Source organism: Streptomyces sp. NPDC048461, from assembly GCF_055587105.1.
The window spans coordinates 82,725-95,625 of record NZ_JBVJGW010000019.1 but is presented as its reverse complement, the minus strand read 5'-3'; the positions used below and the strand labels follow the sequence as shown (position 1 = coordinate 95,625).

Here is a 12,901-nt window from a genome sequence, read left to right as displayed (position 1 = left end):
CGGCCGCCACAGCAGCCGCCGACCGCCACCGTCAGGCGAAGAAGCCCTGACCCGGCGTGAACATGCTGTTCGGGTCGTACTTCCGCTTCGCGTTGACGAACCCGGTCCACCGGTTGCCGAAGTGCTTCTTCCAGTCCGCACCCGACATCGGGATCGAACCCACCAGGTAGCGCTTCGCGCCCAGACCCACCGCGATGTCGTACAGCCGCCGGTTCTGGTCGATCATGCCCTGGATGTTCGGCTCACCCGGGTTCGGGAACCGCAGCAGGTCGAACAGGTAGACCACCGACTCGTTCGGCATCACCGCCAGCGGCCGCTTGATCTTCGACGAGAAGAACGGGTAGAACAGCAGGAACCCCCCGCCCAGCGAACTCGCGTCCAGCTCCTGCTCCACCCGCTTCATGAACGCCTTCGTCTTCGACGCCGGCAGGAACATGCTCAGCCACGGCTTGGGCGTGTACCAGTGGCCGCCCTCCTTCAGGTACGCCTCGTACGCGTCGAGCCGGAACATGTAGTCCCGGTACGTCACGTCCTCGATGACCGCCTCCGCCCGCACGTCCTTCAGGTCGCACAGCAGCCGCGTCCGGTTCGGCGGCGTCGTGTTGTACGTCGCCCCGACCTCCAGCTTGTACCGCCAGCCCGAGTTGTCCGGAGTCCGCTGCATCTCACCCGCGTGGACCTCGAACCGGCCGTCGGCCAGCACCCGCTCGGAGTCGATCAGGTACTGCTCCACCGTGTTGTAGTACAGGCTGAAGATGACGGCCCGCTTCGGCGCCGGAATCAGCTTCACCTTGGCCCGCACGATGATGCCGACCTGACCGCCGCCCGACAGCGCCGCGTTGAACAGGTCCGCACGCACCGACGCCGTCGCCGTCACCAGCTTGCCGTCACCCGTCACGATGTCGATCGACTGCACCGTGTCGCACAGCAGACCGTACCGCTGCACGGTCCCGCCGATCCCGCCGATGCTGATCGTCCCGCCCACCGAGATGTACAGGTAGTCGGGCAGCGCCGGCGGCGTCTTGCCCACCTGCAGCGTGGCGTCCGTCAGCTGACCCCACGTCACCCCGGCCTCGACCACCGCGTGGTCGCTGCCGATGGACACGATCCGGGACATGCCCTTGGCGTCGATCGAGATGCCGCCCGGCACCCGCGCCTGGCCGTACACCGAGTGCGACTCGATGTCGTCACCCGTACCGCCCTGACCGTTGACGGCGACCTTGATGCCGTTGGCACGGGCGTAGTTGACGATCGTCACGATGTCGTCGACACCGCCGGGACGCAGCACCGCCCACGGCTTGCTCGGCGCACCGTCGAAGAGGTGACCGAAGTCGTTGGCGAAGGCGTCCACCGTGGCCGGTGTCGTCTCCAGGGTGCCGGTCAGGCCCGGCACCGGAACCACATCGGGGTTGCCCGCCGCCTCCGCGGCGGTCGCCCACGTCTGGTCCACCACGTTCCAGCCGACGACGGCCACGGCCGTCGCCGCCATACCGCCGAGGACCCGGCGGCGGGAGGGCTCGGCGCTCGCGCCGGCGTCGGTTCTTGGGGTGCTGCTCATCTGCGTGCGTCTCCTACTGGTGAGGTACCGGCTGGGTGCTGCGCACCCGGGAAGCGAGCTGGTACTCGCTCAGGTCCAGGCGCTTGGTGCCGCGGCGGAAGCGCCAGGTGTACGTCGGGAAGATCGACGTGTTGCGGCCGTTCGCGTCGAGGTACCAGCTCTTGCAGCCGCCCGACATCCAGACCGTGCCCTCCAGATGCCCGTCGAGCTTGCGGTTGTAGGCGTCCTGCGCCTCCCGGCGCACCTCGATGCTGGCCAGGCCCCGCTTCTCGGCCTGCTTCAGCGAGTCCACGACGTACTGGACCTGCGCCTCGATCATCACGGTCTGCGAGGAGTGCCCCAGCGCCGTGTTCGGGCCCAGCAGCATGAACAGGTTGGGGAACCCGGCGATCGTGGTACCCCGGTGCGCGGACATGCCGTCCTTCCACGCATCGCGCAGCCGCACCCCCTCCCGCCCCCAGATCCGGCGGGCGACGGGCCGGTCGGTGGCCGTGAAGCCCGTACCCAGGATGATCGTGTCGACCTCGCGCTCCACACCGTCGGTCCCGACGATCGACTTCGCCCGGACCTCCGCGATGCCCTCGCTGACGATCTCCACGTTGGGCTGCTGGATCGCCGGGTACCACGTGTTGGAGAACAGCAGCCGCTTGCACGCCACCAGGTAGTCGGGCGTCAGCCGGGCCCGCAGCGCCTCGTCCGGCACCGACTTCGCCAGGTGGTCGCTCGCCATCTTCTGGACCTTCTCGGCGAGCTTGGGCCGCTTCCAGAAGAACGCCAGGACCTCCCGGCCCCACTGGTTGAAGCCCCGCCGGAACTGCTGGTAGCCCGGCAGCGAACGCAGCATCTTCGTGTGCAGCTCGCTGTTGGCCTTGTCGGGCTTGGGCCCGACCCACGGGGGAGTGCGCTGGTAGAGGTCCAGCTGCCCGACCTCGGGCTGGATCGCCGGCACGAACTGGATCGCCGAGGCGCCCGTACCGATGACGGCCACGCGGCGGCCGGACAGGTCGTGGTCGTGGTTCCAGTTCGAGGAGTGGAAGACCGTCCCCTCGAACCCGTCCAGCCCCTTGATGTCCGGCACCGCCGCCTCACTGAGGTAGCCCGTACCGGTGACCAGGAACTGGGCCGTGTACCGGCCCTGCGAGGTCTCCACGACCCAGTGCCGCTCGCCCTCGTCCCAGCGGGCGGCCTCCAGCTCGTGCCCGAACCGGATGTGCGGACGCACGCCGAAGCGGTCGGCGGTGTCCCGCAGGTAGGCGTACAGCTCGTCCCGAGAGGCGAACGTCGACTTCCACTCCGGGTTCCGGGCGAACGAGAACGAGTAGAGGTGGGACATGACGTCGCACGCACAACCCGGATAGCTGTTGTCGCGCCAGGTGCCGCCGACCTCGTCGGCCCGCTCGAACACCAGGAAGTCGTCGATGCCCGACTGCAGCAGCCGGATGGCGGTGCCCAGGCCCGAGAACCCGGTGCCGATGACCGCGACCCGCAGATGCCGGGTCGGGCCGCGGCCGCCGGGAGCCGGCTCGGTGCCCGTACGTGCCCCGCCGTCCTTGGCCGGCTCGAGAATGCTCGTCACGTCTGGCTCCTTAGCGGCGCGTGATGGTGACGCGGAAGTTGTTGAAGAACTTGTCTTCGAGCGTGTACGCGAAGATGTCCAGGTAGCGCTCGAAGCGCGAGACGACCTCCTCGCCCTCCAGGGCCACGGCCTCGTCCCGGCGCTCGGCCAGCAGCACCAGCCACGCCCGGCACGCCATCGCGAACGACTCGCGCTCGTTGACGACCTCGTCGATCTCGAAGAGACCCTCCGCCGCCGCGCTCAGCTCGCTCAGGTGCGGGATGTGGCAGCCCTCGAACTCCGAGCGCTGCAGGAACTTCAGGTCGTCCAGCAGCGCACGCGTCATCGGCAGCGCCTCGGCCGTCATCGTGTGCAGCACGAACTTCGCACCCGGGTTGAGGGCGTTGGCAACCTGCTGGAAGAAGAACCGGTAGCGCTTGGTGCGCTCCTTCGGCGGCAGGTTGGAGGACACGAAGTGCTCCAGCGCGTTGATGCAGAACGCCGCGTCGTACTTCTCGCTGTCGTCGGCGACCTTGTAGTCCGCCCAGCTCTGCACCAGCGTGGTGATCCGCGGGTTGTCCAGGCCGGCGATGAACGCCTCCTGGGTCCGCGACAGCGTCAGGCCCACGGCCTGCCCCGCACCGTGCACGGTGGTCAGACGGTTGAGCATCGTGCCCCAGCCGCAGCCGATGTCCAGGACACGCCCGGTGGCCGGGCTGACGTTCGCGAGCTCGGCGAACTTGTCGAGCTTGCGGTACTGAGCCTCGTCGAGCGCGGCGTTGAGGTCCTCGCCGGCCTCCCAGTAACCGCCGGAGTACATCATCGAGGGGCCCAGCAGGAGCCGGTAGAAATCGTTGCTGACCTCGTAGTGGTGCCTGATCGCATCGACCTCGGGGTCCACCGACTTGGGGGCGACCGTTGTCATCCTGATCCTCTTTCCTGCGTGTCCGGCGGGCCGTATTTCCTAATTCGCGTCCGAGGAAACCCGATGCCCCGCAAGGCCCGCGCAAGACGGGCCGCATTCAAGACAGCAGGCCGTGTTGCGCCTTCCTTGCGGGGGCGGATATTTCATCGCTATCGAAACCAGACACGCACTGCCGAGTTGCATTGCCGAGAGAGGACCGACCCCATGTCGCTGCCCACCATCGAAGAACTGGCGAGCCAGCTCGAGGCCGTTTCGGGTGCCGCGGAGGTCAGCCCCGACGCCCCGCTCCAGCACATCGCGGACGTCGACTCGCTTGACCTGATGGAGTGGCTGTACGGATTCCAGAACCAGTACCCGCACATCCCGGCCGACGAGTCCCTCTTCGCCGACCTCGACGACACGACGACCCTGCGCGACGTGTACGCGAAGATCGTCGACCTCGTCCCGGCTCAGGCGTAGCGAGGGGTGACGTGACCGGCTTCGACATCACCGGGTGGGGCATGTCCGTACCCGAACGCGTCGTCACCAGTGCCGAGCTCGCCACGCGCTTCGGCGTCGACGAGCACTGGGTCGTCAGCCGCTGCGGCATCCGCGAGCGGCGGGCGGTCAACCCGGGGCAGACCACCGCCTCCCTGGCCGTCGAGGCCGGCCGGCGCGCGCTGGACAAAGCGGGCCTGACCGGCGCCGACATCGCCCACCTCATCGTGGCGACCGCCACACCCGAGCAGCCGTCCCCGGCGACGTCCGCGTTCGTCCACCACGAACTGGGCATCTCCGGGAGCGCGCACGACGTCAACTCCGAGTGCGCGGGATTCGTCTACGGGCTAGTGTCCGCGATGGCCCTCATCGCCATCGACCCCCGGCCGATCCTGCTCATCGGATCCGACACCCACACCCTGACGGCCAACCCGGCCGACCGGGACCTGTCCATCCTCGTCGGCGACGGCGCGGGCGCGATCGTCCTCCAGCCGGGCCCCGAGAACCGCGTCAAGGCGTGGAACCTGGGCGCCGACGGCGCCTGCACCGGCTCCCTGAAGGTCCTCGCCGGCGGCAGCCGGATGCCCACCACCCAGGAAACCCTGGACGCGGGCCTGCACTACGCGCAGATCAACGGCAACGAGATCTACCTCAACGCCGTCCGCTACACCGTGCGCACCGTCCGCGAGACCCTGGAGAGCGCCAAGGTCGACGCGGCCGACATCGACCACGTCGTACCCCACCAGGCGAACATCAGGATCATCAACTCGATCCTCTCGCACACCGGGCTGCGGCAGGAGGCTCTGATCACCAACCTCCAGAAGTACGGCAACACGGCCTCGGCGTCGATCCCCATCGCGCTGACCGAGGCCCTCGAAGAGGGCCGCATCAAGGCCGGTGACAAGGTCCTGCTGGCCGGCTTCGGAGCCGGCATGACCTGGGGTTCGATCCTCATGGAATGGGGCGGTGTCGCCGCATGAGCAAGAAGAGCACCGGCCGGCGCCCGGACTCCCCGGTCGCCCTGGTCACCGGCGCGTCGGGCGGCCTCGGCCAGGCCCTGGCGCTGGAACTGGACGCACTGGGCTGTCGGGTCGCCGTCCACTACAACAGCTCCAGGGAGGCCGCCGAGGCCGTCCGGGAGAAGCTGTCCAACCCCTCGGCGCTGGTCACCGGCGACGTCGGCTCGTGGGAGGCCACCCAGGCCCTCTACGAGCAGATCTCCGCCGAACTCGGCCCGGTGGACGTCCTCGTCAACAACGGGGCCATCCGCAAGGACAGCCTCATGGCGATGCAGAACCCCGCCGACTGGGCGCAGGTCATCCAGACCAACCTCATCGGCTCGTTCCACACCGCCCGCGCCTCGGTGCCGTACATGCTGCGCCAGCGCTGGGGCCGGGTGATCAACATCGTGTCGCCGTCCGGCATCATCGCCACCGCCGGCCAGACCGCCTACTCGGCCTCCAAGGCGGGCCTCATCGGCTTCACCCGCACCCTCGCCGCGGAGTGCGGCCGGCGCGGGGTGACGGTGAACGCGCTGTCACCCGGCTTCATGATCACCGGTATGACGAACACCCTCCCGGACCGGGTGATCGAGGGCATGGAGGACAAGGCCCCCATTCCCCGCTTCGTCACCGTCGAGGAGGTCGCCCGCAGCGCCGGCCTCTTCCTCGACCAGGACTGCATGACCGGCCAGGTCATCAGCATCGACAGCGGCGTCTCCATCACCTGACCCCCGCCGCACCCCCGGCCCCGGCCCCCCACCCCCCAGGGAGGCCGGGGCCGCCCCACGTCCCCGCCCGGCGCCGCACCGGCGTACGGGCGCACCGGCGTGTGCGGCCGCCCCCCGGCCCGGCGCCGCACCCGCACCCGCACCCGGCGCCGCACCCGCCCCCGCACCCGGCGCCGCACCCGGGCCGCGCCCGGGTCCGGGCGTGCGAAGGCCGCCGCCGCGGACTCCGCGGCGGCGACCCCCTGCCCCCTGCCCCCTGCGACCGCTCAGGCGGCGGGGGAGGAGCGCACCGGGTGCGTCACGCACCCGTGGTCGGCCAGCGAGCACGGCCGCGGCGCCGGCGCCCGGTGGTCCACCTCGAAGACCCCCATCAGCACCGGGTCCAGACACGTGAACGACCGCAGCGCCGGCCGCGGCTCCGGCGTCCGCAGCAGCTCCAGGTACGCCGCCTCCGTCTCCGGAGCCGGATCGATGCCCAGCTCCTCCGCCAGGACCTCCCGCAGCTGCTGGTAACTGCGCAGCGCCTCCGCCCGGTTCCCGGCCCGCGTGTGCGCCGCCATCCGGCAGCGGTAGGCGCTCTCCCGGAACGGAGCCCGGCGCACCGCCTCCTCCGCGTACCGCAGCGCGTGGTGCTCGTCGCCCAGCGCCGAGGACGCCAGGCTCGCCGTCTCCAGCGCCTTCAGCCGCAGCTCCTCCAGCTGCTCGCGCATCGCGTTGACCCACTCGCCCTCGTGCGAGGGCAGGAACGAACCGCGCAGGTTCGACACCGCGCCGGCCGCCAGCTGCTGGGCCACCGCGAAGGCGCCCGCCGCGTACGCCTCCGACGCCTCGGCCACCGCGATCTCCGCGCACTCCACGTCCACGGCCGCGTCCTGCGGGATCCGCAGCAGGTACCGGCCGCTCTGCGCGACCAGCGGAATCACCCCCGGCTGGTCCTGCGGCGTCGAGACGAACGTACGCACCCGGCTCACCAGGCTCCGCAGCGCCGACGCCCAGGTGTCCGGCAGCCCCTCGGGCCACACGGTTTCGGCCAGCTGGTCGCGGTCCGTCCCCCCGTTGCGCTCGATCAGCAGCCGGGCGAACGCCACCTGCGCCTGGGCGCTGGAGAGGTGCTGCGGCGGTGCTCCGTCCGGCTCGATCGTGACAAGACCTATCAGTCTGATCAGCACTATGCACTCTCCGAAACGGTCGGCTTCCGGCCGTGTCCCCCTAGTTCGTGCGATTCAGAGGATACCGGCGGGCCGTCTCCGCATGTCAACAGCGGTCGGCAAACATTTCCCCGCGAATGAAACCCCAGGTCCGGGCAATCCCTTTGCGTCTTCGAGTGCCGCTGTAGCCCCGCTGTGGTTCCACTGTGGCCCCGCTCTTGCGCCGCTATTGCGCCCCACGAGCCTTAATGGAATTCCACTAGAGCCCCGCCGGAACAACGGCGGAGTACAGATGGAGTTCCGGGTCCGCCGGACGATCGCGAACGAGGAGAAGAACGTGAACGCATCCGCTGCCTGGAGCCGACTCGAGCCGAAGCTGGCCTATTTCAGGGACCGCGTCCAGTCCCTGGAGTACGAGCCCAACCGCAAGAACAGCTTCGTCGCCTACACCGTCGAGCGCGACTCCGCCTACGCGGACCAGGACGGCCAGCGCCTCCTCATGATGTCCGGCTACAGCTACCTCGGCCTGGCCGGCGACGAACGCGTCGTCTCGGCCGCCAAGGCCGCCGTCGACCGCTACGGCACCGGCAACCACGGAGTGCGCGCCCTCGCCGGCTCCACCCCCCTCCACGAGGAACTGGAGGCCGAGGTCGCCAAGTTCGCCGGCCGCCAGCAGGCCCTCGTCTTCGGCTCCGGCTACGCCGCCAACGTCGGCACCGTCGGCGCCCTGGTCGGCCCCGGCGACACCGTCTTCATCGACAAGTACGACCACGCCAGCATCGTCGACGGCTGCAAGCTCTCCGGCGCCACCGTCACCCGCTTCCGCCACAACGACGTCGCCCACCTGGAGCGCCGCCTGGCCGCCGCCCCCGACACCGGCGTGCGCCTCGTCATCGTCGACAGCGTCTACTCCATGGACGGCGACATCGCCCCCCTCGTCGACCTCCGCAAGGTCTGCGACGCCCACAACGCCCTGCTGATGGTCGACGAGGCCCACGCCCTCGGCGTCATCGGCGCCACCGGCAAGGGCATCGAGGAGCACTTCGACTACGAGGTGAAGGTCGACGTCAAACTCGGCACCCTCTCCAAGGCCATCCCCTCCATGGGCGGCTGGGTCGCCGGCTCCGCCGAACTCATCCACCACCTCAAGTACGCCGCCCGCCCCTTCCTCTTCTCCGCCGCCCTGGGCCCCGCCCAGTCCGCCGCCGCCCTGGAGTCCCTGCGCATCCTGCAGCGCGAGCCCGAGCGCGTGGAGTTCATCCAGCGCGAGTCCGAGCGCTTCCGCACCACCCTCCACGACGCCGGCATCAGCACCGTCGACAGCGAGACCGCCGTCGTCCCCGTCATCGCAGGCTCCGACACCGCCGCCTACGACTACGCCACCGTCTGCCGCAAGAACGGCGTCATCGGCCTCCCCGTCGTCACCCCGGCCGTCCCCAACGACCTGGCCCGGCTGCGCATCGCCATCACCGCCGCCCACACCAAGGCCGACCTCGAATTCGCCGCCGAGGCCTTCATCAAGTCGGCACGCGAGTGCCGCATCATCTGACGCCCCACGACGACCCCACACCCCCAAGGGAGCACACATGCCTGGACCGTCCAGGGGCAGTTCGGCGCGGCCGCCCGTAGCCATCACCGGCATGGGCGTGGTCACCCCCGGCGGGTGCACCCCCGACGACCTGTGGGACACGCTGCGGGCCGGCCGGTCCACCGCCGCCACCCTCACCCACTTCGACCTCAGCCGCCACCGGGTCCGCATCGGCTGCCGCGTCCGCGGCCTGGACGGCCTCGCCGGCCTCGTCCCCGCCAAGGAAGCCCGCCGGATGGACCCCTTCGCCCACTACGGCACCGCCGCGGCCCTGGCCGCCCACCGCGACGCCGGCTCACCCACCGCGGAGCCCGGCCGCACCGCCATCGTCGTCGGCAACGCGGTCGGCGGCCGCGCCACCAGCGACCTGGAGTCCGCCCACTTCACCGAAGGCGGCCCCGCCCGCGTCAACCCGCTGATGCCGCTGATGACGATGCCCAACGCGGCCGCCGCCCACATCGCCATCCGCCTCGGCTGGACCGGCCCCGCCCTGACCGTCGCCAACACCTGCGCCAGCGGCGCCGACGCCATCGGCCACGCCCTGATGCTGCTGCAGACCCACCGCGCCGACCTCGTCATCGCCGGCGGCGCCGAACACACCCTCACCCCCGTCACCCTGGCCGGCTTCGGCAACCTCAACGCCGTCTCCTTCCGCAACGACGACCCCGAACGCGCCTCCCGGCCCTTCGACAAGGACCGCGACGGATTCGTCATGGGGGAGGGCGCCGGATTCGTCGTCCTGGAACGCCTGGACGACGCCCGCGCCCGCGGCGCTACCACCTACGGCCTGGTCGCCGGATACGCCGCCACCGCCGACGCCCACCACCTGGCCATGCCGCTGCCCGACGGCGCGGGCGCCGCCGCCGCCATGGCCGGCGCCATCGCCGACGCCGGACTCGACGCCCACGACATCGTCCACGTCAACGCCCACGGCACCTCCACCCCCCACAACGACCGCTCCGAAGCCGCCGCCCTCACCAAGGTCTTCGGCACCGCCCAGCCGCCCGTCACCGCACCCAAGTCGGTCATCGGCCACCTCATCGGCGCCGCCGGCGCCGTCGAACTCATCGCCACCGTGCAGGCCATGCGGCACTGCGAGGTGCCCCCCACCGCCAACCACGAACAGCAGGAGCCAGGAATGCACATCGACGTCGTCCACGGCGCCCCCCGCGCCGTGCGCTCCGGACCCGCGATCACGAACTCCTTCGGGTTCGGCGGCCACAACTCCTCCGTGGTGGTGGTCCCCGCATGACGCTCCTCACGCTCCCCTCCCCGGTCCGCACGCTGACCGTCACCGAACCGCAGATCACCGACTACCGCGGCGCCGCCCGCCGCGGCCTGCCCACCGCCCGCCCCGGCCAGGCCTCACCCGTCCACACCTTCGTCCTGGCCCACACCCTCGCCGAACAGACCGTCGCCGCCCTCACCGCCGGCGAACCCGGCCCCGTCTCCGTGGTCCACCTCGGCCAGGACATCCGCACCCAGCGCCCCGTCCGCCCCGGCGAGGAGGTCACCGCCCGCCTCGACGTCGCCGGAATCCGCAAGGAACCCCGCGGCGCCCGCATCGCCCTCAGGATCCGCCTCACCGGCGAGGACGGCCCCGAACCCTTCGCCGAACTCCTCATCTCCGCCCTCCTCGTCGGCGCCACCACCCTCGAACCCTTCGGCGACATCACCGGCGGTACCCCCGCCGCCCCCGCCCCCGACGGCACCGGCACCCCCCACAGCGCCGTCCACACCCTGACCACCGACTGGATCAGCACCTACGCCCACGCCTCCGGCGACCTCAACCCCATCCACCTCGACGCCCGCGCCGCCCGCGCCGCCGGCTTCGACACCGTCATCGCCCACGGCATGAGCGTCGTCGCCCTCGCCGTCGAAGAGGCCGCCGACCGCTTCGCCGACGCGGACTCCGCCCGCGTCCGCGGCCTCGGCTGCCGCTTCTCCGCCCCCGTACCCCCCGACGTCCCCCTGGAGATCACCCTCCAGCCCGACGCCGCGGCCCGCGTCATCCGCTTCACCTGCAAGACCCCCGCCGGCACCGCCGTCAAGAGCGGCTGGATCGAACTCGACCAGCCCGCCCGCCCCCAGGGAGGCGACCACCCGTGACCACCACCCCGGCCGTCGAACTCGGCCTCCTCGGCGGATTCCTCACCCAGGTCCGCGACCGCCCCCACGCCACCGCGCTCCTCTTCAACGGCGAGGAGACCACCTACCGCGCCCTCTACGAACTCGCCGGCCGCGAACGCGAACGCCTCGCCCGCCTGAACCTGCCCCCGCACACCCCCGTCGGCATCCTCGCCGACAAGTCCCCGGCCACCGTCGCCCTCGTCCTGGCCTGCCTCCTCGCCCACCGGCCGCTGCTCCTGCCCTCACCCGCCCTCGCCGACACCCTCCTGGCCGACCTCTTCGCCCAGGCCGGCGTCGCCCACGTCCTGGCCCCCGGCGGCGAACCCGCCCGCCTGGCCCCCAGCCCCCACACCCCCGCCCAGCCGCTCCCCGCCGACGAGGCCGCCGACACGGCCCTGATGCTCACCACCTCCGGCTCCACCAGCCTCCCCAAGATCGTCCCGCTGAGCCTGGACGCCGTCGACCGCTTCACCCGCTGGGCCGGCCACGCCTTCGACATCGGCCCCGGCCGCACCGTCCTGAACTACGCCCCCCTCAACTTCGACCTCTGCCTCCTGGACGTGTGGACCACCCTGGCCCGCGGCGGACGCGTCGTCCTCGTCGACCCCGCCCTCGCCGCCCACGGCCGCCACCTGCGCGACCTGGTCCTGCGCCACGACGTCGACATCGTCCAGGCCGTCCCGATGGCCTTCGGCCTCCTCCAGGACGCCGCCGCCAAGACCGCCGACACCTTCCCCGGCGTCGACCACGTCATGTTCACCGGCGACGCCATCCCCGACCGCACCCTCGCCGCCCTGCCCGTCCTCTTCCCCACCGCCCGCATCCACAACATCTACGGCTGTACCGAGACCAACGACAGCTTCATCCACGAACTCGACACCACCACCACCCCCTTCCCGCCCGTCCCCATCGGCCGCCCCCTGCCCGGAGTCCACGCCCTGGTCCTGGACCCCGACACCCAGCGGCCCGTCGAAGGCCCCGGCAGCGGCGAGCTCTACGTCTCCACCCCCTTCCAGACCCGCGGCTACCTCGACCGCACCCGCCACGCCGACAAACTCACCGCCCACCCCCTCGGCCTCGACGACCGCCGCTGGTTCCGCACCGGCGACCTCGTACGCCGCGACGCCACCGGCACCCTGCACCTGACCGGACGCACCGACTTCCAGGTCAAGGTCCGCGGAGTCGCCGTCAACACCGCCGAGATCGAACGCGTCCTGCAGGAACACCCCGACGTCCTGGAAGCCGGCGTCGCCGCCCTGCCCGACCCCATCGCCGGCCGCAAACTCATCGCCGGCGTCCAACGCGCCCCCGGCTCCACCCTCACCGGCCTGCAGCTGCGCACCCACTGCGCCCGCCACCTGCCCCGGGCCGCCGTACCCCACCAGCTCACCCTCACCGACACCCCCCTGCCCAAGACCGCCACCGGCAAGGTCGACCGCAAAGCCCTCGACCGCCTCGACCAGCTCACCTCCACCACCGCACACGCCACCGCACCCGCCGCACCTCTCGTCTAAGGAACCCGCCATGAGCAACGTCACCACCATCAAGAACTTCGTCATCACCGAGTTCCTCCCCGGCACCCCGGCCGCCGAGCTCGCCGTCGACCACGACCTCCTCAACGACGGCGTCATCGACAGCCTGGGCGTCCTCAAGCTCATCGCCTGGGTCGAGGACCGCTTCGAACTCGCCATCGGCGACGCCGACCTGGACCCCAACAACTTCCGCAGCGTCGAGGCCATCGACGCCTTCATCGCCGACTCCCGCCGCACGGCGGCCGCCTAGAACCACCGA

12 protein-coding genes are annotated in these 12,901 nt (G+C 71.1%); 8 read left to right on the top strand and 4 right to left on the bottom strand.

The window, feature by feature from the left end; all coding sequences use genetic code 11:
- Nucleotides 1-31: 31 nt before the first annotated feature.
- From ACZ6S8_RS28200 to ACZ6S8_RS28190, 3 genes are read right to left on the bottom strand one after another with little or no spacing between them, the layout of a single operon-like run.
- Complete coding sequence (locus tag ACZ6S8_RS28200; RefSeq protein WP_469460208.1) at nucleotides 32-1,558, bottom strand: FAD-binding protein; 1,527 nt, start codon at nucleotides 1,556-1,558, stop codon at nucleotides 32-34.
- Between the two features lie 13 nt (nucleotides 1,559-1,571).
- Nucleotides 1,572-3,134: a flavin-containing monooxygenase gene (locus ACZ6S8_RS28195; protein ID WP_469460207.1), complete on the bottom strand. Its 1,563-nt coding sequence runs from the start codon at nucleotides 3,132-3,134 to the stop codon at nucleotides 1,572-1,574.
- A 10-nt stretch (nucleotides 3,135-3,144) separates the two neighbouring features.
- On the bottom strand, nucleotides 3,145-4,038 hold the full coding sequence (locus ACZ6S8_RS28190; RefSeq protein ID WP_383923458.1) for a class I SAM-dependent methyltransferase: 894 nt from the start codon (nucleotides 4,036-4,038) through the stop codon (nucleotides 3,145-3,147).
- 204 nt (nucleotides 4,039-4,242) lie between these two features.
- Here ACZ6S8_RS28190 and ACZ6S8_RS28185 point away from each other — a divergent pair, with 204 nt between their 5' ends.
- Genes ACZ6S8_RS28185 through ACZ6S8_RS28175 form a run of 3 tightly spaced genes read left to right on the top strand, consistent with a single transcriptional unit; the run spans nucleotide 4,243 to nucleotide 6,244 of the window.
- Nucleotides 4,243-4,497 carry a hypothetical protein gene (locus tag ACZ6S8_RS28185; protein WP_030390264.1) on the top strand — a complete coding sequence of 85 codons (255 nt, stop codon included), beginning with the start codon at nucleotides 4,243-4,245 and terminating at the stop codon, nucleotides 4,495-4,497.
- Between the two features lie 11 nt (nucleotides 4,498-4,508).
- On the top strand, nucleotides 4,509-5,495 hold the full coding sequence (locus ACZ6S8_RS28180; RefSeq protein WP_469460206.1) for a 3-oxoacyl-ACP synthase III family protein: 987 nt from the start codon (nucleotides 4,509-4,511) through the stop codon (nucleotides 5,493-5,495).
- Nucleotides 5,492-6,244: an SDR family NAD(P)-dependent oxidoreductase gene (locus ACZ6S8_RS28175; protein ID WP_386534943.1), complete on the top strand. Its 753-nt coding sequence runs from the start codon at nucleotides 5,492-5,494 to the stop codon at nucleotides 6,242-6,244. Before ACZ6S8_RS28180 ends, ACZ6S8_RS28175 begins: the two co-directional genes overlap by 4 nt.
- Nucleotides 6,245-6,510: 266 nt before the next feature.
- Here the strand turns inward: ACZ6S8_RS28175 and ACZ6S8_RS28170 are convergent, their stop codons facing one another.
- Complete coding sequence (locus ACZ6S8_RS28170) at nucleotides 6,511-7,413, bottom strand: AfsR/SARP family transcriptional regulator (protein ID WP_469460205.1); 903 nt, start codon at nucleotides 7,411-7,413, stop codon at nucleotides 6,511-6,513.
- 316 nt (nucleotides 7,414-7,729) lie between these two features.
- Here ACZ6S8_RS28170 and ACZ6S8_RS28165 point away from each other — a divergent pair, with 316 nt between their 5' ends.
- From ACZ6S8_RS28165 to ACZ6S8_RS28145, 5 genes are read left to right on the top strand one after another with little or no spacing between them, the layout of a single operon-like run.
- On the top strand, nucleotides 7,730-8,941 hold the full coding sequence (locus ACZ6S8_RS28165) for an aminotransferase class I/II-fold pyridoxal phosphate-dependent enzyme (RefSeq protein ID WP_384029428.1): 1,212 nt from the start codon (nucleotides 7,730-7,732) through the stop codon (nucleotides 8,939-8,941).
- Between the two features lie 37 nt (nucleotides 8,942-8,978).
- The gene (locus ACZ6S8_RS28160) at nucleotides 8,979-10,232 is read left to right on the top strand and encodes a beta-ketoacyl-[acyl-carrier-protein] synthase family protein (RefSeq protein ID WP_469460204.1); all 1,254 of its coding nucleotides are present in this window, start codon (nucleotides 8,979-8,981) and stop codon (nucleotides 10,230-10,232) included.
- Nucleotides 10,229-11,089 (top strand): MaoC/PaaZ C-terminal domain-containing protein, encoded by an 861-nt coding sequence (locus tag ACZ6S8_RS28155; RefSeq protein ID WP_469460203.1) that lies wholly within the window; start codon nucleotides 10,229-10,231, stop codon nucleotides 11,087-11,089. Before ACZ6S8_RS28160 ends, ACZ6S8_RS28155 begins: the two co-directional genes overlap by 4 nt.
- Nucleotides 11,086-12,624, top strand: coding sequence for an AMP-binding protein (locus tag ACZ6S8_RS28150; protein ID WP_469460202.1), 1,539 nt, complete (start codon nucleotides 11,086-11,088; stop codon nucleotides 12,622-12,624). Before ACZ6S8_RS28155 ends, ACZ6S8_RS28150 begins: the two co-directional genes overlap by 4 nt.
- Before the next feature lie 10 nt (nucleotides 12,625-12,634).
- On the top strand, nucleotides 12,635-12,892 hold the full coding sequence (locus ACZ6S8_RS28145) for an acyl carrier protein (RefSeq protein ID WP_469460201.1): 258 nt from the start codon (nucleotides 12,635-12,637) through the stop codon (nucleotides 12,890-12,892).
- Nucleotides 12,893-12,901 lie beyond the last annotated feature (9 nt).

Bases quoted from the DNA above. Each gene is read 5' to 3' on its own strand.
- ACZ6S8_RS28200 (WP_469460208.1), bottom strand. From the start codon at position 1,558: ATGAGCAGCACCCCAAGAACCGACGCCGGCGCGAGCGCCGAGCCCTCC.
- ACZ6S8_RS28175 (WP_386534943.1), top strand. From the start codon at position 5,492: ATGAGCAAGAAGAGCACCGGCCGGCGCCCGGACTCCCCGGTCGCCCTG.
- ACZ6S8_RS28160 (WP_469460204.1), top strand. From the start codon at position 8,979: ATGCCTGGACCGTCCAGGGGCAGTTCGGCGCGGCCGCCCGTAGCCATC.
- ACZ6S8_RS28145 (WP_469460201.1), top strand. From the start codon at position 12,635: ATGAGCAACGTCACCACCATCAAGAACTTCGTCATCACCGAGTTCCTC.
- ACZ6S8_RS28190 (WP_383923458.1), bottom strand. From the start codon at position 4,038: ATGACAACGGTCGCCCCCAAGTCGGTGGACCCCGAGGTCGATGCGATC.
- ACZ6S8_RS28155 (WP_469460203.1), top strand. From the start codon at position 10,229: ATGACGCTCCTCACGCTCCCCTCCCCGGTCCGCACGCTGACCGTCACC.
- ACZ6S8_RS28185 (WP_030390264.1), top strand. From the start codon at position 4,243: ATGTCGCTGCCCACCATCGAAGAACTGGCGAGCCAGCTCGAGGCCGTT.